Source organism: Dyella sp. 333MFSha (assembly GCF_900102405.1).
GTDB lineage: Bacteria > Pseudomonadota > Gammaproteobacteria > Xanthomonadales > Rhodanobacteraceae > Luteibacter > Luteibacter mycovicinus.
In genome coordinates, this window is record NZ_FNBR01000002.1 from 102,961 (window position 1) to 123,329 (window position 20,369).

Annotated in this window: 20 protein-coding genes; 8 read left to right on the forward strand and 12 right to left on the reverse strand. The window is 65.3% G+C overall.

Features of this window, described 5'->3' with window-relative positions:
- Positions 1–125: 125 nt before the first annotated feature.
- The 5 genes from BLT40_RS07785 (at position 126) to phaZ (ending at position 6,474) form a co-directional block, all read left to right on the forward strand.
- Complete coding sequence (locus tag BLT40_RS07785; RefSeq protein WP_036110831.1) at positions 126–1,439, forward strand: amino acid permease; 1,314 nt, start codon at positions 126–128, stop codon at positions 1,437–1,439.
- 47 nt (positions 1,440–1,486) lie between these two features.
- Entirely contained in the window at positions 1,487–2,038 is a 552-nt protein-coding gene (locus BLT40_RS07790; protein ID WP_079522592.1) for a (2Fe-2S)-binding protein, read from the forward strand.
- Positions 2,035–4,317 carry a xanthine dehydrogenase family protein molybdopterin-binding subunit gene (locus BLT40_RS07795; protein ID WP_090352591.1) on the forward strand — a complete coding sequence of 761 codons (2,283 nt, stop codon included), beginning with the start codon at positions 2,035–2,037 and terminating at the stop codon, positions 4,315–4,317. The genes BLT40_RS07790 and BLT40_RS07795 overlap by 4 nt, the downstream gene beginning before the upstream one ends.
- A 25-nt stretch (positions 4,318–4,342) precedes the next feature.
- A complete protein-coding gene (locus BLT40_RS07800) occupies positions 4,343–5,107 on the forward strand; it encodes a class I SAM-dependent methyltransferase (RefSeq protein WP_036110825.1) in 765 nt (254 codons plus the stop codon).
- An 83-nt stretch (positions 5,108–5,190) separates the two neighbouring features.
- Positions 5,191–6,474, forward strand: coding sequence for a polyhydroxyalkanoate depolymerase (gene phaZ, locus BLT40_RS07805; protein WP_051943347.1), 1,284 nt, complete (start codon positions 5,191–5,193; stop codon positions 6,472–6,474).
- Positions 6,475–6,494: 20 nt separating this feature from the next.
- Here phaZ and BLT40_RS07810 read toward each other — a convergent pair whose 3' ends face one another.
- Together BLT40_RS07810 and BLT40_RS07815 are read right to left on the reverse strand one after the other, a co-directional pair.
- On the reverse strand, positions 6,495–7,598 hold the full coding sequence (locus BLT40_RS07810) for an SLC13 family permease (RefSeq protein WP_090352592.1): 1,104 nt from the start codon (positions 7,596–7,598) through the stop codon (positions 6,495–6,497).
- A 65-nt stretch (positions 7,599–7,663) separates the two neighbouring features.
- Positions 7,664–8,443, reverse strand: a complete 780-nt coding sequence (locus BLT40_RS07815) for a DUF4097 family beta strand repeat-containing protein (RefSeq protein WP_079522595.1) — start codon at positions 8,441–8,443, stop codon at positions 7,664–7,666.
- A 165-nt stretch (positions 8,444–8,608) separates the two neighbouring features.
- On the opposite strand from BLT40_RS07815, the gene BLT40_RS07820 reads away from it, so the two are divergent.
- Positions 8,609–9,169, forward strand: coding sequence for a hypothetical protein (locus BLT40_RS07820; RefSeq protein ID WP_079522596.1), 561 nt, complete (start codon positions 8,609–8,611; stop codon positions 9,167–9,169).
- Positions 9,170–9,256: 87 nt separating this feature from the next.
- Here the strand turns inward: BLT40_RS07820 and mazG are convergent, their stop codons facing one another.
- The 5 genes from mazG to gspN are packed head-to-tail and all read right to left on the reverse strand — an operon-like array spanning position 9,257 to position 12,978.
- A complete protein-coding gene (mazG, locus tag BLT40_RS07825; RefSeq protein ID WP_090352593.1) occupies positions 9,257–10,051 on the reverse strand; it encodes a nucleoside triphosphate pyrophosphohydrolase in 795 nt (264 codons plus the stop codon).
- Entirely contained in the window at positions 10,048–10,869 is an 822-nt protein-coding gene (gene cysQ, locus BLT40_RS07830; protein WP_079522598.1) for a 3'(2'),5'-bisphosphate nucleotidase CysQ, read from the reverse strand. Before cysQ ends, mazG begins: the two co-directional genes overlap by 4 nt.
- Positions 10,866–11,423, reverse strand: coding sequence for an ADP compounds hydrolase NudE (gene nudE / locus BLT40_RS07835; protein ID WP_043695564.1), 558 nt, complete (start codon positions 11,421–11,423; stop codon positions 10,866–10,868). The genes cysQ and nudE overlap by 4 nt, the downstream gene beginning before the upstream one ends.
- Positions 11,420–12,208 (reverse strand): inositol monophosphatase family protein, encoded by a 789-nt coding sequence (locus BLT40_RS07840; protein WP_043695567.1) that lies wholly within the window; start codon positions 12,206–12,208, stop codon positions 11,420–11,422. The genes nudE and BLT40_RS07840 overlap by 4 nt, the downstream gene beginning before the upstream one ends.
- Complete coding sequence (gene gspN / locus BLT40_RS07845) at positions 12,205–12,978, reverse strand: type II secretion system protein N (RefSeq protein WP_036110802.1); 774 nt, start codon at positions 12,976–12,978, stop codon at positions 12,205–12,207. Before gspN ends, BLT40_RS07840 begins: the two co-directional genes overlap by 4 nt.
- Positions 12,979–13,035: 57 nt before the next feature.
- On the opposite strand from gspN, the gene BLT40_RS07850 reads away from it, so the two are divergent.
- Positions 13,036–14,379 (forward strand): adenosylmethionine--8-amino-7-oxononanoate transaminase, encoded by a 1,344-nt coding sequence (locus tag BLT40_RS07850; RefSeq protein WP_090352594.1) that lies wholly within the window; start codon positions 13,036–13,038, stop codon positions 14,377–14,379.
- Positions 14,380–14,455: 76 nt separating this feature from the next.
- On the opposite strand, the gene BLT40_RS07855 is transcribed toward BLT40_RS07850, so the two are convergent.
- Together BLT40_RS07855 and BLT40_RS07860 are read right to left on the reverse strand one after the other, a co-directional pair.
- Entirely contained in the window at positions 14,456–15,976 is a 1,521-nt protein-coding gene (locus BLT40_RS07855; RefSeq protein ID WP_090352595.1) for an N-acetylmuramoyl-L-alanine amidase family protein, read from the reverse strand.
- A 160-nt stretch (positions 15,977–16,136) separates the two neighbouring features.
- The gene (locus tag BLT40_RS07860) at positions 16,137–16,766 is read right to left on the reverse strand and encodes a 2-hydroxychromene-2-carboxylate isomerase (RefSeq protein ID WP_090352596.1); all 630 of its coding nucleotides are present in this window, start codon (positions 16,764–16,766) and stop codon (positions 16,137–16,139) included.
- An 83-nt stretch (positions 16,767–16,849) separates the two neighbouring features.
- Between BLT40_RS07860 and BLT40_RS07865 the strand changes: the two genes are divergently transcribed.
- A complete protein-coding gene (locus BLT40_RS07865; protein WP_090352597.1) occupies positions 16,850–17,584 on the forward strand; it encodes a 16S rRNA (uracil(1498)-N(3))-methyltransferase in 735 nt (244 codons plus the stop codon).
- A 318-nt stretch (positions 17,585–17,902) separates the two neighbouring features.
- On the opposite strand, the gene BLT40_RS07870 is transcribed toward BLT40_RS07865, so the two are convergent.
- Genes BLT40_RS07870 through thiL form a run of 3 tightly spaced genes read right to left on the reverse strand, consistent with a single transcriptional unit; the run spans position 17,903 to position 20,334 of the window.
- Positions 17,903–18,874 carry a potassium channel beta subunit family protein gene (locus BLT40_RS07870; protein WP_090352598.1) on the reverse strand — a complete coding sequence of 324 codons (972 nt, stop codon included), beginning with the start codon at positions 18,872–18,874 and terminating at the stop codon, positions 17,903–17,905.
- Between the two features lie 9 nt (positions 18,875–18,883).
- The gene (locus tag BLT40_RS07875; protein WP_090352599.1) at positions 18,884–19,384 is read right to left on the reverse strand and encodes a phosphatidylglycerophosphatase A family protein; all 501 of its coding nucleotides are present in this window, start codon (positions 19,382–19,384) and stop codon (positions 18,884–18,886) included.
- A complete protein-coding gene (gene thiL, locus BLT40_RS07880; protein WP_090352600.1) occupies positions 19,381–20,334 on the reverse strand; it encodes a thiamine-phosphate kinase in 954 nt (317 codons plus the stop codon). Before thiL ends, BLT40_RS07875 begins: the two co-directional genes overlap by 4 nt.
- Positions 20,335–20,369: the final 35 nt, after the last annotated feature.

Genomic DNA, 20,369 nt, shown 5'->3' on the forward strand with positions numbered 1-20,369 from the left:
CTTTTGTTGGCTGGGGAAAGAAGCGGTCAGCCAGGGCTGACTATCCCCCGAAGTGTTGCGCCGCAACGGAGAAAACGCAATCTGGGCTATTCTCCGTCCTTTATCCCGATCACGACCCACGTCTCATGGAAAATCCCGGCTACGCCCGCCGTCTCACCCTCATGGATGCCGCACTCATCGTCGTCGGCGGCATCATCGGGGGCGGCATCTTTCTCAACCCGGGCATCGTCGCGCAACGCACGTCCTCGGGCTGGGTACTGCTGGCGTTGTGGGTGGGCGGGGGCCTGCTGACCCTGATCGGCTGCCTCTGCTACGCCGAACTCGGCGCCCGGCGCCCGGAAGCGGGCGGCAGCTACGTCTACCTGCGTGAGGCGTTCGGCCGTCTGGCCGGCTTCCTGTTCGGCTGGACCATGCTGCTGGTGATCTACAGCGGAAGCAGCGCCGCGGTGGCGACGATCTTCGGCAGCTACGCCACGTCGGTGTTCGGTCTGTCGCCCGACCTGGTCAAGCCGCTGGCCGTGGGCGCGCTGATTTTCGTGACCGGGCTGAATCTTTTCGGGATCCGCTTCGGCGCCCAGGTACAGAATCTCTTCGCCATCCTGAAGCTGCTCGCCATCGCCGCCCTGGTGGTGACCGGCCTGGCCTTCGCCGGCGTCGGCACCACTCATGCACTGGCACCGGGCGTCGCGCCGACGAGCGGCAGCCTCGCCGGCGCCCTGCTGCCGGTGCTGTTCGCCTTTTCCGGCTTCAGCTACCTCAACAATCTCGCGGGCGAAGTACGTGACCCGCAGCGGACGCTGCCACGCGCGCTGGTACTGGGCATGCTGGTGGTCATCGCCGCCTACGTGCTCACCAACTACGCTTATATGGCCGTGCTGGGTCACGATGGCCTCGCCGCCAGCCAGGCACCCGCCGCCGACGTCATGAGCCGTGTGTTCGGTGCGGCCGGCGCCAAAGTCATCGCGATCGGCATCGCCGTTTCCACACTGGGTTTCTGCAACATCACCCTCGTGGCGGGCGCCCGCGTGCTCCAGGTGATGGGCGAGGATGGCCTGTTCTTCTCCAGCGTAGCGCGGCTGCATCCGCGTTACCGCACGCCCAACATCGCCCTGATGGCGCTCGCGGCGTGGGCCATCGTGCTGGTCCTGTCGGCCAATTACGGGCAGTTGCTGGATTTCGCGGCGTTCGGCGACTGGGTCGCGTACGCCGTGACCATCGCCACGCTGTTCTGGTATCGCCGCCACGGCGGCAGCCGGCCGGCGTTCGCCACGCCGGCGTATCCGTTGCTGCCGATGATTTTCCTCGGCACCGTGATCGCGGTGGTCGTCGCCTACGCCTGGGACAAGCCGCTGAGCGCCGGCGTGGTGTGCCTCGTGGTGCTCGCCGGACTGCCTGTGTATGCGGTCTGGCGACATCTGTTCAGTAAAGTGGCTCGCTGATCATGGGCACGGATGCCACAATGAACCGGTTCAGCTGAGGAAAGCAGATGGCACAGCAAGGCCCGACGTCTCCCGTACCCGTTCCGACCCGACAGGACGCCTCGCAACCGGCGCCCAAGCCCGTACGCGAAGGCATCGACCTCATCATCAACGACAAGCGGTACCGGCACTCGGGCGACAAGACCATGCCCCTGCTCTGGTACCTGCGCGACGTCCTGCGCCTGACCGGCGCCAAATACGGCTGCGATCAGGGTGATTGCGGCTTCTGCACGGTCATCGTCGACGGTAAGGCCGTGGCCTCGTGTCAGACGCCGATGGAGAAGCTCACCGGCAAGCGTGTCACCACGGTCGAAGGTCTGGCCGGCGCCGACGGCAAGCTGCATCCGGTACAGCAGGCGTGGATCGACGAGGACGCGATCATGTGCGGCTTCTGCCAGCCCGGCCAGATCATGGCGGCGGTGGAGCTGCTCTCGCGGCAGAAAAACCCGTCGGACGCCGACATCGACAAGATAGGCAACCTCTGCCGCTGCGGAAGCTATGGCCGCATCCGCAAGGCGATCAAACGCGCCGCGGGCAACATGAAGGACGGCAAGGCATGAGTGGCGAAGTCCGACTCTCCCGCCGCCGCTTTCTCAAGTACGCCGCGGGCACCGCGGGGGCACTGGTCATCGGTATCGGCAGCGCCGAAGCCCTCGACCGACCGCCGCCGGTCGGCCTGCTGGGCGACGCCTGGGCCCAGGTCGGCTCGTACCTGCGCGTCGCAGCCGATGGTCGCATCTACATCGGCGTGCGCGATCCGGACAACGGCGAAGGCACCGCGACGTCGCTGGCGCGCATCATCGCCGAAGAACTCGATGCCGACTGGTCGCGTGTCATCGTCGAGCCACTCGGGCTTGGCATCCAGGCTGGCAACGGCGAACCCAGATTCACCTATGGCCGGCAGCGCAGCGGCGACGCGACGAGCATTCCCGCCGCCTGGGCCGACCTGCGCCAGGCAGGCGCCCTCGGTCGCTGGCTGATCCTGCAGGCGGCCGCGCGTCGCCTCGGCCTGCCTGCCGACCAGCTGCACACGGAGAACGGCGTCGTCATCGCGAGCGATGGGCGTCGTCTTTCTTATGCCGATCTCGCATCGGCCGCTGCCTCGATCGATGCGCCGTCGACGGCGCCGCCGCTGAAGGCCACCGACGCCTACCGCCTGATCGGTCAGCCTGCCGGTGACGTGGACGCCCGCGCGGCGGTGACCGGACAGCTTCGTTATGCCGGTGACGATAGTATCGGCGACGCCGTGGTCGCCGTGCTCGCGCGCTGCCCCTACCCGGGCGGCTCGCTGGATACCGCCGATCGCGAAGCGGCCGGGAAGATTGCCGGCGTCTACGACGTCATCGACATCACACCCGAACAGGGCCAGCTTGCCGGCACCGCCGTGCAGGTGCCCTCGATAGCCGTGCTCGCCACGGATACCTGGAGCGCCCTCGCCGGTCGTGCCGCATTGAAGGCCACCTGGAAGCAGGGCCCCAGCGTCGAACCTTCCGCCTACACGCTCGAGCAGAAGGCGCTGGAGCTGTTTGGCGACGAGGCCGGGGCGGCGGAGCCTTCCACCGTTCGCAACGACGGCGACGTCGCCGCCGCGCGCAAGAAGGCCGCGCGCGCGCTCGAAGCCACCTATTTCCAGCCCTGGATCGCCCATGCCACGGCGGAGACACCGAACTGTGTGGTTCGCCTGGATGCCGACACCAGCATCACGGTGATCGCGGCTACCCAGTCTCCGCGCGCGGCCTACGCCGTCGTGCAGCGCATGACCGGATTCAAGCCGGAACAGATCGATATCCAGGTGCCCCGCGGTGGCGGCGGCTTTGGCCGTCGTCTTGAGCAGGATTACATCGCAGAGGCTGTCGCCGTCGCTCTGGCGAAGAAGGCCGACACCGTTCGCAACCGGCCGATCAAGCTGCTGTGGACCCGTGACGACGATCTCGCACACGACTATTACCGTCCCCTGGCGGTGCATCGACTGAACGCGTCCATCGACCGCAAGAAAGCGATCGTGGGCTGGCACCAGCGCATGGCCAGCCCGTCGATGCTGGTCGGCCGCGCCACGCCGGACAGCCGCCTGTGGCAGTCCGAGCTGGTCCCCGACGCGCTTCCCGCCGGACTGGTACCGAACTTCCGCAGCGACTGGTACCCCCTGGAATCGCAGCTGGCACGCGGTGAATGGCGCGGCTCGCCGCATGTCACACCCGCGTTCGCCACGGAAAGCTTCATCGACGAGATCGCCCATTCGCTGAAGCTGAACCCGCTCGATTTCCGGCTCGCCATGCTCGGCGAGGGACGCCAGTTGCCTTACAACGGCCGTGGCGGCCCCCTCGACACGGCCCGCCTCGCCAACGTGCTGAAGCTGGCTGCCGAGAAGATCGACTGGAGCCGCTGGCTGCGCAGCGAAAACGGCCTCGGCATCGCCTGCTCGTACGTATTCGGCGCCTACGTGGCGCACGCCATCGAAGTGGCGCCCACGGCGGACGGCATCGATATCCGCCGCGCGGTCTGCGTCGCGGATGTGGGCCGGGCGATCAACCCGCTGGGCCTGGAAGCGCAGTTGCAGGGCGCCACCATGGACGCCCTTTCGACCGCCCTCAACCTCGCCATCACGGTGAAGGACGGCAAGGTGCAGCAGACGGGATTCCGCGACTACCCGGTCTCGGCGACGCAGCCGCTGCCCTACGAAGTCGAAACGGTGATCGTGCCCTCCACGGCCGAACCCACCGGCGCCAGCGTCATCGGTGTACCCTCGGCGGCACCCGCGCTCGCCAACGCCGTGTTCCGCGCCACCGCGGTTCGCGTCCGCCGCCTGCCCCTGTTGCGTGAGCTTTCCCGCCTGCGCTGATGTTCCGTCCCGCCCGAGGTAACGTATGTCCACTGCATCAGTCACCTCGGGCTCGACGGCCTCGCGGACCGACGCCGACCTGATCGGCAGCAATAAGCGTTTCTATGACGCGCTGTGGTCCGAAGCGAAGCTGTTTTCACCGAAGCGCTTCAATACCTGGCCGCTGGTTTCCGAACTGGCGGCCCAGACGTCGCGCCGCCTCGAAGTCGCGCCGGGCCTGCGTCCGCGCCTGCCGCTCGAGGGCACCCAGTTCGTCGATCTCAGCGTTCCCGCGCTGGCGGAGCTCGGCCGCAACGGTGCCAGGGTCGCCAACGCCATGATCGGCGCCCTGCCGTTCCGCGACGCCAGCTTCGATTTCGTCTGCGCTTTCGACATCCTCGAGCACGTGGTGGACGATGAAGGCGCGCTCGGTGAACTCGCGCGTGTCGCCGAGCCGGGTGCCCGCCTGCTGATTTCCGTGCCGCTGCATCCCGACGCCTGGACCGCTTTCGACGATTTCGTCGGGCATTACCGCCGCTACGAGCCGGACGCCATCCGCGACCTGCTCGCCCGCCACGGATTCACCATCGAGCGCAGCGCCGTCTACGGCATGCAGCCCAAATCCTCGAAGCTGCTCGACCTCGGCCAGTGGTACCTGACCCACCAGCGCGCCCGCGCCATGTGGTGGTACAACCGCGTGTTCATGCCGCTCGGGGTGCGTTTCCAGAAGGCCCTGGACTTCAGGCCGGGCTTCGAGCCGGGCCCGGGCGTGGACGAGGTCCTGCTGGTCTGCCGCAAGGCCGCCGTTTAAATCGAGCAAAAACAGGGGCTTTACATATGGCGCGGCGCAACTGGTTATGATGCGCCACCCTCCCCGCCCCTTCCGGAACCTGCATGCTCTATCTCATGCACGAATGGCAACGCTCGATGCTCAGCCCTCTGACCTACTGGGCCGAGGCGAGCGCGAAGATGTTTGGCGACGTTGCCAGCCCGTTTGCCCGCATGCCCGGCGCCGATCGCGCCGCGGCGGGGTACGAGCTCATGTTCCGCCTGGGCAAGGCTTACGAAAAGCCTGAATTCGATATCCACAGTGTGCACGCGCACGGGCACGACGTCGCCATCGTCGAGCAGGTGGCGCTGGCCAAGCCGTTCTGCACACTGAAGCGTTTCAAACGCTTTTCCGACGATCAGTCGACCGTCGACAAGATGAAGAACGATCCGGCGGTGCTGGTCGTGGCTCCGTTGTCTGGCCATCACTCGACCCTGCTGCGCGACACCGTGCGCACCCTGCTACGCGACCACAAGGTGTACATCACCGACTGGGTCGACGCACGCATGATCCCGCTGGACGAAGGCTCGTTCTCGCTGGCGGACTATGTCGCCTACGTCGAGGAATTCATCCGTCACGTCGGCGTGCACCGCGCGCACGTCGTCTCGGTCTGCCAGCCGACCGTGCCGGTGCTCGCCGCCGTCTCGCTGATGGCTGCGCGCGGTGAGGCGACGCCCGCCACGCTCACCCTCATGGGCGGCCCGATCGACACGCGCAAGAGTCCCACCAGTGTCGACAACCTGGCCACCACGCGGCCGCTGTCGTGGTTTCGCAACCAGCTGATCCACAAGGTGCCGTACCAGTATCCCGGTGCCGGCCGCGAGGTCTACCCGGGTTTTCTGCAGCACGCGGGCTTCCTGGCCATGAACCCGAGCCGCCACGTCATGTCGCACTGGGACTTCTACGAGAACCTGCGCAAGGGCGACCTCGACGACGCCGAGCAGCATCGCAAGTTCTACGACGAATACAACGCCGTGCTCGACATGCCGGCCGAGTACTACCTCGACACGATCGAGACGGTGTTCCAGGAGCACCGCCTGCCCAAGGGCACGTGGGAGATCCACGGCGAACTGGTGCAGCCGGCCAAAATCAAGGACACCGCCCTGCTCACCATCGAAGGTGAACTCGACGACATCTCCGGCCCCGGTCAGACCGAGGTCGCGCACAGCCTTTGCAAGGGCATCGCGAAGAAGCGCAAGAAGCACATCACGGTGGAAGGCGCCGGTCATTACGGCATCTTCAGCGGTCGTCGCTGGCGCGACATCGTTTACCCGGACGTGCGCGATTTCATCAAGGCGCATGACAGAGGCAACAGCAACACGGGCGCCAAGGGCAACCGTAAGGTCTGAGGGCGCTCCGCGCGCGACTCCTACAACAACGCCCAGCCGATCAGGCCGACCACCACGAAGAACGGCACCGACCATACGTGGAACGTGCCCCATGCCTTGCGCTCCCCCAGCAGCCGCAACGCGATCAGGTTGGCCAGCGACCCCAGCACGAAACCGAAGCCGCCCACGTTCACCCCGAACGCGATGGTGCGCCAGTCATGCGAATACTCCGCCAGCAGGATCGCCGCCGGCACGTTGCTGACCACCTGCGACGCCAGCGCGCCCGTCGCATAGAGATGCAGCGGCGTGTCCAGCCCCAACCCGCCGATAAACGACCTGATCGCTTCGAGCCCCGCGAGCATGCGCAGGTCGATGAACATGAGTACGAAGGTAAGCAGCAGGCCCCAGTCGATCGCGGCGACGATGCGGCGTCGGTACGCGAGAAACACGACGAGCACGCCCGCCAGGGCCCAGATTTCGTGGTGCAGATCGGCCAGCACCAGAAAGGGAACGTAGAGCGCCGCGGCAACGATGAGCATGCCGCGATCGACACGATCGTCCGTGTCTTCGTGAACTTCGAGCGCCGTGGAGGGGAATGCGACCGCGGTCAGGCCGAGCAGCAGGACCAGTACGATTGCGACCAGAGGCAGCATCGCCCACACGAAGCCACCGAATCCGTTGTTCCACTGCTGCCACAGGAACAGGTTCTGCGGATTGCCGATCGGCGTGAGCATCGAGCCCGCGTTGACCGCAAGCGCCTCGAAGATGACCAGACGCGTCGCGGGCATGCGTGCGATGCGACACATGCTCAGCGTCAGCGGAACCATGACGAACAGCGACACGTCGTTGGTCAGCAGCATCGACAACAGCGCGGTGAGCGCGATCAGCCCCAGCGCGGCAATGCGGCGTGTGGAAGTACGATCGATCAGCCAGCGCCCCGCGACGTTGAGCGCACCGCTGTTCTCGACGGCCTTGGTCAGAACCAGCAACCCGGAGAGGGTCGCGATCGTCGGCCAGTCGACCAGGCCAGGCCACGCCTTCAGATGCGCCGGTTTCGCCACCGCGAAGACCACGGCCACGGCCAGCAGTACGAGAAAAAGTACATCGCGGCGAAGGTTGCGCAACGATTCGGGTAGCCACGCCATCTGAAAAAATCCCGCCGGTGAGGGCGGGATCATATCGTCAGACGATGTCGCCGGAACGTGTGGACTCAGCGGTCCGAATTCGGGACGTCGACCTTGCCGCTCACGCCGTGCTGTTCGATGTCTCCGCTGCCCTTGGTCCGGACGGTGAGGTTGCCTTTCACGCCGTCGACCTCGAGGTCGCCCGAACCGATGGTGCCGACTTCAACGTTGCCGTCGACATCGACCAGTTTGGCGTCGCCCGACCCGACGGTGCCGATGCGAACGTCGCCATGGACATGGCGAGCCTTGAAGTCACCCGAGCCGACGGAGTCGACCTCGATCGGACCGGTGCCGTCGCTGGTGAAGTCACCCGAACCGATGCGTGCCTTGACGGCACCCTTCACGTCGTAGACCTCGATATCGCCGGAACCCGCCGTACTCTCCACCGAAGCGACGCCGCGCACCTTCGCATCGCCCGAGCCACCCTCGACCGTCACCGGCAGCGTCGCGGGGATGCTCGCATTGACCTTGAGATAGCTGTAATTGCTGCCCCAGCCGCCTGACCAGCCCTTGCGCTTGGTGGTGAGTTCGACCACGAGCGTATCGCCGCGCTTTTCCTGGGTCACGACGAGGTTATCGGCCAGTTCCTGGCTCGAACCGCACGCCTTGCCACGGATGGTTCCCTTGCCAGCGGCCGCGCCACCTTCGACCGAGAGGTCGTAAGCGTTCACGATGAAACGTACGGAACGCACGCCCGACAGATCGAGATCGAGGTTGCGGTCCGCGTGAAATTGGCAGGAAGGCACGTCATCGGCAAGAGCGATGGCGGGAAGAAGCAGGAGTGACGCGAAGATCAGGTGCCGCATGGGGAAAACCCTCCGGAGTGATTCGGTGTACCGGTGATGGATGCCGGCCGGACGGAAAAGGTTGCAAGCTGCCTGCACGGAATGCTGACTGGATCACAACGGGTTGGTCAACCGGTCGCGCGGCAGCACGTTTTTCACCGTGCAAGTCCAACCGGGAGATAACCTATGCAACGCAAGACCCTTCTCGCCAGTGCCGCTTCCCTCCTCCTCGCCGGCTCGGCTGCCTTCGCGTATGCGCAGGATGCCGCTCCCAGGACCCCCGCCGCTCCGGCAACCTCGTCCGCCCAGACCGGCGGCCCGCAGCGTGGCCCGGGCCCGCAGGGTCCCGACGGTCCGAAATGGGGCCACGGTGGCGATCATGGGCACGGCCGCGGCGAGCGTGGCGGCTGGGGCCAGCATGGCCATGGCGGTCCGGAAGACGGTGGTGTAATCGGCGACCTTCGTTCGCTCGAGCGCCTTTATGTGACCACCGGTCGCCAGAAGGAACTGCCGGCGCTGTACAACGAGGTACTCGCCAAGTCGCAGAATCCGCGCGTGCGTGACTATGCGTACCGTCACCTGGCACGTGCGCAGATGCAGCCGCAGAACGTCGATGCCGCGATCGCGACACTGCGCAAGAGCCTTGACGAGAACCTCGCGCAGGACCAGAAGCGTCATCAGGACATGGAAGCCTTCAGGCAGCGCATGCAGGCACGGGCCGCTTCGAAGTCGGCTGACGGCAAATAAGACACGACGGGGTCGCAAGGCCCCGTTTCTTGCCTGTAGGAGCGCGCCTTGCGCGCGATGTTCTGGGTTCGCGCGCGAGGCGCGCTCCTACATGGCGGTGTCGCGCTTGACGCGAACCCAGAGCGCTTCCTGCTCCTCCAGCGAATACGACGACAACTTACGCCCTTCGGCCGCGGCCATCGCTTCCATCCCGCGAAAACGTCGCTCGAATTTCGCATTCGCCCCACGCAACGCGCGCGATACGTCGACCTTCGCATGCCGTGCCAGATTCGCCGCGACAAACAGCACGTCGCCGATCTCATCGGCCAGCCGGTCCTCGTCCGCACCGTTATCGAACTCGTGGCGGACCTCCTCGATCTCTTCCGCCATCTTGTCCAGCACCGGCGTGTGATCCGGCCAGTCGAAGCCGACGTTAGCCGCGCGCTTCTGAAGTTTCACCGCACGCTGCCACTCCGGCAGTCCGGGAGAAATACCGGCCAGCGCACTGGTGTCTTCCACGCCACGCGCCTTACGCTCTTCAGCCTTCAGACGATCCCAGTCACGCGAACGTGCCGTGTCATTCGCGTGCGTCACATCCTCGAACACGTGCGGATGGCGGCGCACCATCTTGTCGCAGATCGCGTCGACCACATCGCCGAATGCGAAGTGCCCGGCCTCTTCCGCCATGCGCGAATGAAAGACCACCTGAAGGAGAAGGTCGCCCAGTTCATCACGAAGATCGCGCATGTCGTTGCGATCGATCGCGTCGGCGACTTCGTACGCTTCCTCGATCGTGTACGGCGCGATCGTGGCGAAGTTCTGTTTCACATCCCAGGGGCAACCGTTCTCCGGATCGCGCAAGCGCGCCATGATCGCGATGAGGTCGTCGACCGGTCGTGTCACGCGGGATTCTCCGGGTCGATCAGCCGCGCGGTCCAGTCGACGCCGGTGTCGCCGCAGGCAATGAATTCGGGGTTGATCAACGAGTCGCGCGTGTTGTACCGGAACGGACGACCCGCCAGATCGAGCACCGCGCCGCCCGCTTCTTCGAGCACGCATTGAGCCGCCGCGGTGTCCCACTCGGACGTGGCACCCAGGCGCAGATAGATGTCCGCTTCACCGCGCGCGATCACACAAAACTTGAGCGACGAGCCCAGCGCAAAGGTCTCGTGCTTACCGAGGCGTTCGAGCAAGGTCATCGTGCGACCGCCCGTGCCGTAAGAGCGACTACCTGTGACCATCAGCAGACTGTCGGCGGATCGCGTGCGAATGGCTTCGCGTGGTGCATCGACCGTGCGCTGGCGCCACGCGCCGCCGCCAGCCACCGCGGCGTAGAGATCGCCCGTGACGGGCGCCAGCACGACACCCAGTACCGAGCGATGGTCCTCGATCAGTGCGATGTTCACGGTGAACTCGCCGTTGCGCTTCACGAACTCACGCGTACCGTCGAGTGGGTCGACCAGCCAGTAACGGCGCCAGGTGCGACGCTCCGCCCAGGGCGCGGCGAGCGCCTCTTCGGAAATCACCGGCACGCCCGGCGCGAGCTTCCGCAGGCCTTCCGCGATGACACGCTGCGCGGCGAGGTCGGCGGCGGTCACCGGTGAATTGTCGTCCTTGCAGACGACTTCGAAATCCTGCGCGTAGATGGCGAGGATGGCCTCGGCCGCGTCGCGCGCGATCGCGCAGACCGGGTCGAGCCATGCGGCGTGCGCGCCGCTCATGCCGGCGTATAGCGCCCGGCGAGGAACTCGCGGGCCATGAAGAGTGCGGCGATGGAACGCCCGTCGGTCACGTCGTCGCGCGCGATGAGCTCGTGGAGGTTATCCATGCGCCATGGCAGGACTTCCAGTTCCTCGGGCTCGTCACCCGCGAGGCGTTCCGGGTACAGATCCTCGGCCAGCACGATGTGGATCTGGTGGGTCATATACGCCGGCGACAGCGACAGCGTGCCGAGGAAGGTGAGCTTGCGCGCACCGAAGCCGACTTCCTCCTTCAGCTCCCGGTTCGCGCCCTCTTCCGCGGTTTCGCCGGCATCCATGCGGCCTTTCGGTGCGCCGAGCTCGTAGCGCTCGACGCCGACGCTGTATTCGCGCACCAGCAGCACGGTGTCCGCATCCCGCATCGGAACGATGAGCACGGCGCCGTGACCGCCGCTCTTCAGCCGTTGGAACGTGCGGCGTTCTCCGTTGGAGAATTCGAGGTCGACTTCTTCCGCATGGCGGAAGTAGCTGCTGGACGCGTCGCGCGTCGCGAGGATCGTCGGGCGTTTGTTCATCGGTCGATTGTAGCCCCGGTAAGCCGGGCGAGCGCCTCGGCGTGGATCGCGGGGGTACCGGCCAGTACGCTGCGCGTCTCCAGGCCAGGCGCGGCGCCGGACAGGTCGGTGAAGACGCCACCGGCTTCGCTGACGATCACGGCCAGCGCGGCGATATCCAGAATGTTGACGTCGGACTCGACCACCAGATCGAGGCCACCGCGTGCCAGCAGGTGGTAATGGCAGAAATCGCCGTAGCCGCGGATGCGGTTGCTGTCGCGGATCATCGCGCCCAGCGCATCCCAGCGGGCATCGCTCGTCAACGTTTTTACGTTACCGGTGGAGATCGAGGCCTGGGACATGGCCTCGGTGGCGGCCACGCGCACCGGCTCACCGTCGAGGAAGGCCCCGCGTCCGCGTACGGCCCACATCCGCTCGTCATACACGGGGGCGGAGGAGACGCCGAGCACCAGCTCGCCCCGGTGCATCAGCGCGATCTGCGTGGAGAAGAACGGTGTGCGGCGGACGAAGCTCTTCGTGCCGTCCAGCGGATCGACCAGCCACAGGTAGTCACGCGTCGTGTCGTCGGCGCCGTACTCCTCGCCGTAGATACCGGCCTCCGGCAATGCCTTCGAGAGGATCGCACGGATGGCCAGCTCGGCCTCGCGGTCGGCGACGGTCACGGGCGTGTCGTCGCCCTTGACGATCACGTCGACGCCCGAGCGCCAGTAGTGAAGGATGATCTCCGCGGCGGCGCCGGCGGCGTCACGGGCGGCGGCAAGCGCCTTGTCGAGGGTGTCGGTCATGGCGTGTTCGCGGGCGCTAACCCGGCCTTGCGTTGCAGATTGACGGAGCCGTTGCGCCCGATGGGGCCGAAACGTGCGATGAGGTGCGACAGCGCACTGTCCGCGACCCGCGGGACCAGCTTGCCGTCCAGACGCCAGCCCAGCGGCGACGCGGCGAGCGCGGCGTCGACCGCCAGCGAGCCCTTGCCGTCGTCCGCGAGCGTGGCGCGAAGCACGCCGCCGACGCTGGCCGCCTTCAGGGCGAGACCTCCCAGGGCGACGTAGCCCTCCGGCGTGCGTATGGCCGCGGCGCGCCAGTGGATATCGGCGTCGAGCGCGACAGGCCAGTTACCCTGCAGGTCGGCGCGCGGGATCTGGCCGTCGACGACGCCCATCGGGATCAGTTCGGGTGGCAGAGCCGGGCCGGCCAGCGCTGCGGCGTCAAGCCGGAAGTCGATGCCGGTCCAGTGCATGGCATCGGGATCGGTCCGTTCGAGATGGCCGTCGAAGCGGCCGGCGCGCCCCTCGAGATGAAGATCGAGATGAATGCGGCCGAGGATGGCGTCCCGACCGAGGCGCCACGTGGCGCTGCCCAGTTCGCGGCCGTCACGGCCCGTGACACGCCCTGCCCGCCCATCCCACAAGGTGCCCGAGAGATCGTCCAGCACCAGCCCTTTCGCGCGGGACGCGGCGAACGGCACGGCCAGACTGGCGGGCAGGAACCAGTACAGCAGGCCCGAGACCAGCAGCAGTACGACAACGATCAGGGCGACCCGGCGAAGCCATTTCAAACCATCACCTCAACATCCTCACTTGAGCCACGAAGGACCGGGGGCGATCATGGGCGGATGACCGACACCCTTATCGCACGCGATCTCTCCGTCCTCTGGCACCCGTGCACCCAGATGCACGACCACGAAACCCTGCCCATGGTACCCGTCGTACGCGGCGAAGGGGCATGGCTGGTGGGCGCGGACGGGAAACGCTACCTCGATGCCGTCAGTTCCTGGTGGACCAATCTGTTCGGCCACGCCGAGCCGCGCATCGCCGGGGCACTGAAGGACCAGCTCGACCGGCTGGAGCACGTGATCTTCGCCGGCTTCACCCACGAGCCCGCCGTGGAACTGGCCGAGGAACTGGTCCGGATCACGCCAAAGGGCCTCGACCGGGTATTCCTCGCCGACAACGGCTCCGCCGCCATCGAAGTCGCCCTGAAGATGAGTTTCCATTACTGGCTGAACCAGGGCCACGGCGAGAAGACCCGCTTCATCGCCCTTACCGGCAGCTACCACGGTGAGACGCTGGGTGCCCTGTCGGTGAGCGACGTGGCGCTTTACCGCAAGACGTATGCGCCCCTGCTGCTCACGCCGGAACTGGCACCCTCCGCGGATACGTTTGAAGGTGAGCCAGGCGAGACTCCCCGGGAGATAGCCACCCGGCGTCTCGGCGAGATGCGCACGATCCTCGAACGCCACGCGCACGAAACCTGTGCCGTGATCGTCGAGCCGCTGGTCCAGTGCGCCGGCGGCATGCGCATGTATGACCCCTCGTATCTCACCGGGTTACGCGCCCTGTGCGACGAGTTCAACGTGCACTTCATCGCAGACGAAATCGCCGTGGGTTTTGGCCGTACCGGCACGTTGTTTGCCTGCGAGCAGGCAGTCGTGTCACCGGATTTCATGTGCCTGTCGAAGGGATTGACCGGCGGGTTCTTGCCGTTGTCCGCCGTGGTCACGACGAACGACGTGTATCAGGCGTTCTATGCGGAATATGCGGCGGGCAAGGCCTTCCTGCATTCGCACAGCTATACCGGCAATCCTTTGGCCTGCCGCGCCGCGACCGCGACGCTCAAGATCTTCCGTGACGATCCGGTGCTGGAGCGCAATCGCGTGCTTGCAGCTCACATGGCTATGCGCATCGCTCCGCTGGTGGATCATCCTCATGTGGCGCAGGTGCGTCAGACCGGCATGATCGCGGCGATCGAACTGGTCGCCGACAAAGCCTCGCGTACGCCGTTCCCGGCCGCCGACCGACGTGGCCTGCGGGTGTATCGCCACGGACTGGAGAACGGAGCATTGCTGCGGCCGCTAGGCAACATCGTTTACTTCATGCCGCCGTATTGCATTACGGAGGGCGAGATCGACTTCATGGTGGATACGGCGATCGCGGGAATCGGAAAGGCTGTGGCGTGACGAACTGCCGGGTACGGCAACTCATCACGCCGTCGAGTCGTAGCTCTACGCTGCCGCCTTTTCCCCGCACGGTTGTCTATCGCTGAGCAACGCCTATCTCAGGCCTGGGCAGACAGGTCATGATGATTTCCGCTGGTTTCGTCTCTATGCCAGCAAAGTCTCTTCCTACGACTTTCAGTGCGAACGGAGACCGCCCTACGTCATCGTCAAGACACTGATAACCAAGGTCGACGCGCTGCTCAGCCGGGGCTTCGGGCACCATAGCCCATCCTCGCTCCGCACTGACGCTCATCGGATAATCGGGATGCCCGGTCCAGGTAATGGGAATTTTGGTTACGTCACCCACTATGCTCTCTGCTTTGTCTGGGACCCGAACGGCGAACTCCTCGCAACGTTCACCGTTACGGAAGAGACGATAGGCCTTGGCCAAACCGCGCATCGCGCTTCCGACGAAAAGCGGATCTTTCAATGCCGCGGCGTCCTCGGCGTTTGTATGGAAACCGAGCTCAACGATAATCGCCGGCATATCGGCCAAGCGATTCTCACCCTTGTCGGAAAACTGGGGATTCGGTGCGACCGCAAAATCCTCATAAGCTTTGCTCGCATGGATATGTTCACGCATGTAGCAGAGAGCCATGGATGCAAATTCAGCCGACTCGGGGCGACCGGGCTGAGAGAAGACCCTTGTACCCCGTACACTGGTGTTGTCCGAAGCATTGGTGTGAATGCTTATCATGGCGTCTACGCCAAGCGCATTTGCGAACAGCGGCCGACTTCGAATGTCTTCCCTATACTCCCGCAAGTCGCTCACATCATCGGGCAACGAATGCCAGATATCCGGTCTCTCCGGAAGGGACCGCTCAAGAAGGTAACGAGCGGCCATCAGATAAAGAGGTTTGCCGCTCGGCTCGTGATTCCCGAAAGACGACTCCCGGCTACTTTTCACAGCCACGCCGTCCATGCTCAGCCACGCCCATAGTGGGGTAGCAATCTCTGAAGTGACCCGGTCCTCGATAATTCCATTCGCCGGTTCTCGCTGGAATCGCCAGTCGTGAAAGCCATGGTGGTAGTAGTAACCATGTCCATCGTTGATCAAGACTGACCCGAGACCGTTCCGGCTAGTGGGCTTTGTTCGTTTCGATTTTTCGGGTTCACGCCTGTCGCCAGGGAACCAGAAGTACAAGTCTTTCCCACCGTAGCGCCAATCAAGCCCCTGGAATCCACGGATATTCTCCAGCATCGGCCAGATCTCATTGGCAATTTCCGACTGGAGATTTTCCATTTCCACGTAGCCGGAAACCGGGCCGAACCTTTCATCCACTTCCATGAGAAGCGACTGGCCCACCGGATCAAATTGGGATTTGATATGGATGGGGAGATGATCTTCCTCAAAGAAAGACTTCGAGTTCGCGATGCGATTAGCGACCTCGTCGACGCGACGCTCGACGTCACGGCGGGCATCGATGCTCATCGACGACACCGAAACCTGATTCTGGTCATCTGCCCTTGCCGCGCCTGGCAATTCCGCCCCCGCTGCCACGCTGAGCGCAGCAAGCATCCACAAGCCTGCTTTAGTGCGATTTCTTCTTCTCATCATCTGCCCGACTCCGTAGATTCACGATGCAGGTGCCGAATGACGTCACGCCATTCGACGGCCGCAAGTGAAGCCTAGGTTTCAGGCCATGCGCCGTAATACGCGAAAATTCTGAAAAATCCGTTTTTCTTGACCGGTCGCCAGCTTCGACTTTGCGACGGCCTTATCGGATCCGCGACAGCCCGATCGGCAGATCGCCAAGACGCGTCATCTCACTGTCATCGAACAGCTCGGGATGAGCGAGGTAATCCATCGCAAACGCATGCGCATCCGCGCCCCAGAACAGCTCGTTGCCGATCGCCAGCGTCGGCACACCGTAGACCTGGTCGCGCATCGCCTGTTCGAAATTCGCCTGCAGGGCGGCTTTGACGTCGGGCGCGGAGAGCGCGGCGCTGACGTCGCCGACGCCCAGCGACGTCGCCAGTGGCTGGATCGTCTCGGGCGTATCCGCCGCACGGCCATGCACCCATATCCACTCGAAGATGGCGCCGACGGCCTCGGGCGTCGACCCAGCGGCAACACACAGGCGCAGCGCCGGCAGCGGATTGAACGGATGGGTCGGGGGAAACTTCAGCGGCACGTTCGCCTGCCGTGCCCGCCACAGCGCATACCGATAGGTGAACTCGCGCTTGCGCGGGATCTCCGCCGGGCCGCGCTGCCCCATCTGCTTCAGCAGGCCGCCGAACAGGATCGGCCGCAGCACGACCTCCCGCTCCTGAGCCAGTTCGCGCACCGCCGGCCACTGCAGCCAGCTGAACATGGAGACGAAATCGAAGTACCAGGCGATCGGCATTACGCGGCTCCTTCGTCGATGGGACGACGATAGCCGTCCGCATCGCTGGCTACAATGCATGTTCCGTGACAGAAGGCCCCACCATGCGCACCATCCGCATCCATGTCGACATGCCGCTGACCAGCGGAGTTGACATCACGCTGCCCGCCCAGGCGGGCGAGCACGTCGCCCGCGTCCTGCGTATGGAGGCCGGCGCGCCGGTCGTGCTGTTTTCGGGCCACGACGACACGGAGTTCGATGCCACGCTGACCAGCGTGGGCAAACGCGAAGTGGTGGCGAGCGTGGGCGAAGGGCGGCAGCTCCAGAACGAATCCCCGCTGTCTCTCACCCTGGCACAGGGCGTGGCGCGCGGCGAGAAAATGGACCTGATCGTGCAGAAGGCCACCGAACTGGGCATCGCCCGCATCGTGCCGATCCTGACCGAGCGTTCCGAAGTGAAGCTGGACGCGGCGCGCTCCGAGAAACGCCTGCTCCACTGGCGCGCGGTCGCCGCCAGCGCATGCGAGCAGTCGGGACGCGCCCGGGTGCCGCAGGTGGAAGCCGCCGTACCGATGGCGACCTGGCTTGCCTCGCTGGGCGAAGGCGGCCCGATGCGGCTCGCGCTACTGCCCGAAGGAACGAAGCGCGCCGGCGAACTCGGACTGACGGGTGCGGCGATGTTGGCTATTGGCCCCGAAGGCGGGTTCGGAGACAGGGATCGTGTGGCGCTGGCGGCGCATGGATTTGCGGGACTGAAGCTGGGACCACGGATTCTGCGGACGGAAACAGCGGGTCTGGCGGCGATCGCAGCCTTGCAGGCGCTTTACGGCGACATTTGAGCATTATCGCCGTGACGGGCGCGGCCTCGGCGTTGCACAGCACGCGCTGACGAATGGGTACTGTTGGGTGCCATTCTCGTCGCTAAGTCCTCCTTCGGCCGTCGCCTACGTGCGGAAGCGCTCCGAGAACGACACCCAACAGCACCCTCCGACTCCTGCGATTGCGGGCAGGAAAGCAAAGAGCGCTCTGCTCGCACCCCACTGCACCGTAACGCTGGATGGGGAGTCGCCGGCTGGCGTTCTTGGAGCGCTTCCGCACGAAGGCGAAGGCCGTAGGAGGACCTAGCGACAAGAATGTCAGCCGGCGACTCCCCCGCCTCAGCGCGACAGCTCGGCTTCGATACGGCGCATGACCCCATCGTCGAGCAACTTCAAAGCGTCCAGCGCCTTCAGGTTTTCTTCGAGCTGAGAGGTGCGGCTTGCACCGAGGATCACGGTCGAAACGTTCGGGTTTTTCAGACACCAGGCGAGCGACAACCGCGCCAGCGGAATGCCGAGATCAGCGGCAATCGGGGCGAGCGAGCGCACCGTTTCAAGCCGCGCGCCGTCGTTACCGAGCAGCGACTCACGCAGCCATGCGTAGTCGGCATGGCCCATGCGTGAGTCGTCAGGGATACCGTCGTTGTACTTGCCCGTGAGCAGCCCCGACGCCAGTGGCGACCAGATCGTGGTACCCATGCCGTAGCGCTCGTACAGCGGTGCGTACTCCTGCTCGAAGCGCTCGCGATGCAACAGGTTGTACTGCGGCTGCTCCATCGACGGCGCGATAAGATGATGTTCGCGCGCAAGCCGGTGCGCTTCCTCGATCTCGCTGGCGGCCCATTCGCTGGTGCCCCAGTACATGACCTTGCCCTGCCGGACCAGCGTGTCCATCGCCAGCACCGTCTCGAGGATCGGCGTATCCGGATCGGCGCGGTGGCAGAAATACAGGTCGAGGTAATCGACGCGCAGACGATCGAGCGCCTGATGACAGGCGTCGAACACGTGCTTGCGCGAGAGGCCGCGCTGCGTCGGCTTCGGATCTTTCACCGCGCCGAAGAACACCTTGCTCGACACCGTGTACGCGTCGCGCGGCAGACGCAGGTCGGCGATCACGTCGCCCATCAGGCGCTCGGCATCGCCCGCGTTGTACGTCTCGGCGTTATCGAAGAAATTCACGCCATGGTCGTAGGCCAGCGCGATCAGCTCACGCGCTTCCGACCGGCCGACCTGGCGACCGAACGTGACCCACGCGCCGTACGACAGCGCCGAAACCTTGAGACCGGTCGAACCGAGGCGACGGTATTCCATGGCGAGTTCCTAGCGAACGAAGTGAAGGATCGACAACAGCACGACACCGGCGAAGATACCGGCGATAACGTCATCGAGCATGACACCGAAGCCGCCTTTCACGCGGCGGTCGAACCAGGCGATCGGCCAGGGTTTCCACACGTCGAACAGACGGAACAGGAGGAATCCGGCAGCCACGGCCCACCACGGTGCAAGCAGCGCAGGCAGCAAGGCGATCCATTGCCCGACGAATTCATCCCAGACGAGGCTGCGATGATCGGCCACGCCAAGAAGGCGCCCGGCGACTTCGCAGGCCCATACGCCCAGCACGAACGACAGGGCGATGATGACGAGCCAGGCCGGCACGGACAGCTCCCGCAGCAACAGCCACGGAACGATCGCCGCCAGCGACCCGAACGTCCCCTGCGCCTTCGGCGTCAGTCCGGAGCCGAAGCCGCAGGCGATCCAGCCCCACGGCGAGGCCAGCAGGCGACGACGATCGGCAGGATCGAGGACGTACTTCGTGCTCATGCCGCGAAGTGATTCCAGCCGCTGCGAGCGGGCATGAGGGTTTCACCTGCCGCATCGACCACGCGCACGCCGGCACCATCGACGATGCGGCCGATGCGTGTCGCGCCACAACCCAGCCGCGACAGCACGGCGCCGACTTCGGCCGCCTTGTCGGCTGGTACGGTGAAACACAGCTCGTAGTCGTCGCCACCGCTCAGAGCGAAATCCTGTGCGTCGGCCTCGGCGAAGTGCGTCAGCAGCGCCGACGATCGGGGCAGCAGCGCGGCATCGATGGACGCGCCCACGTTGCTCGCCGTGCAGATGTGGCCAAGGTCGGCGACCAGGCCGTCCGAGACGTCGATGCACGCCGTTGCCACGCCACGCAGCGCCTGCCCTGCCGCGACACGCGGCACAGGGCGATTCAGTCGCTCGATCATGGCGGCGTAAGGCGCCGTGTCGGCTTCATCGAGGCAACGCAGACCCGCGGCGGCGTCACCGAGCGTCCCGGTGACCATCACCACGTCGCCGACGCGCGCGCCCGACCGGAGCAGCGCCTCGCCCGGTGCGGTAAAGCCATGCACGGCAACGGTGACGGTAAGCGGGCCGCGCGTGGTGTCGCCACCGATCAGGGCGAGCCGATAAGGCGTCGCCAGTTCGGCGAAACCCTGCGCGAGGCCGTCGAAAAAGGCTTCATCGCCATCGGGCGTCGTCAGCGCGAGCAGCGCCCACGCAGGCGTGGCACCCATGGCCGCCAGATCCGACAGATTGACCGCCAGCGCTTTCCAGCCGATATCGGATGCGGACGTGCCGACGGGAAAGTGGACACCCTCGACGAGGGTGTCCACGGCGATCGCGAGCTCACGTCCGGCCGGTACCGCCACCACGGCGGCATCGTCACCGATGCCGGTCACCACATCGTCGCGATGGACGCTCGTGTGACGACGGATACGATCGATCAGGTCGAATTCCATGCAGGTTCCTTGTCCCGCGAGGATTCGCGGTCCGC

Excerpts from the sequence above, each read along its gene's own strand:
- BLT40_RS07875 (WP_090352599.1), bottom strand. The coding sequence starts at position 19,384 with ATGAGCACGAAGTACGTCCTCGATCCTGCCGATCGTCGTCGCCTGCTG.
- cysQ (WP_079522598.1), bottom strand. The coding sequence starts at position 10,869 with ATGAGCGGCGCGCACGCCGCATGGCTCGACCCGGTCTGCGCGATCGCG.
- nudE (WP_043695564.1), bottom strand. The coding sequence starts at position 11,423 with ATGAACAAACGCCCGACGATCCTCGCGACGCGCGACGCGTCCAGCAGC.
- phaZ (WP_051943347.1), top strand. The coding sequence starts at position 5,191 with ATGCTCTATCTCATGCACGAATGGCAACGCTCGATGCTCAGCCCTCTG.
- BLT40_RS07790 (WP_079522592.1), top strand. The coding sequence starts at position 1,487 with ATGGCACAGCAAGGCCCGACGTCTCCCGTACCCGTTCCGACCCGACAG.
- BLT40_RS07785 (WP_036110831.1), top strand. The coding sequence starts at position 126 with ATGGAAAATCCCGGCTACGCCCGCCGTCTCACCCTCATGGATGCCGCA.
- BLT40_RS07820 (WP_079522596.1), top strand. The coding sequence starts at position 8,609 with ATGCAACGCAAGACCCTTCTCGCCAGTGCCGCTTCCCTCCTCCTCGCC.
- BLT40_RS07840 (WP_043695567.1), bottom strand. The coding sequence starts at position 12,208 with ATGACCGACACCCTCGACAAGGCGCTTGCCGCCGCCCGTGACGCCGCC.
- BLT40_RS07800 (WP_036110825.1), top strand. The coding sequence starts at position 4,343 with ATGTCCACTGCATCAGTCACCTCGGGCTCGACGGCCTCGCGGACCGAC.
- BLT40_RS07850 (WP_090352594.1), top strand. The coding sequence starts at position 13,036 with ATGACCGACACCCTTATCGCACGCGATCTCTCCGTCCTCTGGCACCCG.
- BLT40_RS07795 (WP_090352591.1), top strand. The coding sequence starts at position 2,035 with ATGAGTGGCGAAGTCCGACTCTCCCGCCGCCGCTTTCTCAAGTACGCC.
- BLT40_RS07870 (WP_090352598.1), bottom strand. The coding sequence starts at position 18,874 with ATGGAATACCGTCGCCTCGGTTCGACCGGTCTCAAGGTTTCGGCGCTG.
- BLT40_RS07855 (WP_090352595.1), bottom strand. The coding sequence starts at position 15,976 with ATGATGAGAAGAAGAAATCGCACTAAAGCAGGCTTGTGGATGCTTGCT.
- BLT40_RS07810 (WP_090352592.1), bottom strand. The coding sequence starts at position 7,598 with ATGGCGTGGCTACCCGAATCGTTGCGCAACCTTCGCCGCGATGTACTT.
- BLT40_RS07860 (WP_090352596.1), bottom strand. The coding sequence starts at position 16,766 with ATGCCGATCGCCTGGTACTTCGATTTCGTCTCCATGTTCAGCTGGCTG.
- BLT40_RS07815 (WP_079522595.1), bottom strand. The coding sequence starts at position 8,443 with ATGCGGCACCTGATCTTCGCGTCACTCCTGCTTCTTCCCGCCATCGCT.
- thiL (WP_090352600.1), bottom strand. The coding sequence starts at position 20,334 with ATGGAATTCGACCTGATCGATCGTATCCGTCGTCACACGAGCGTCCAT.
- BLT40_RS07865 (WP_090352597.1), top strand. The coding sequence starts at position 16,850 with ATGCGCACCATCCGCATCCATGTCGACATGCCGCTGACCAGCGGAGTT.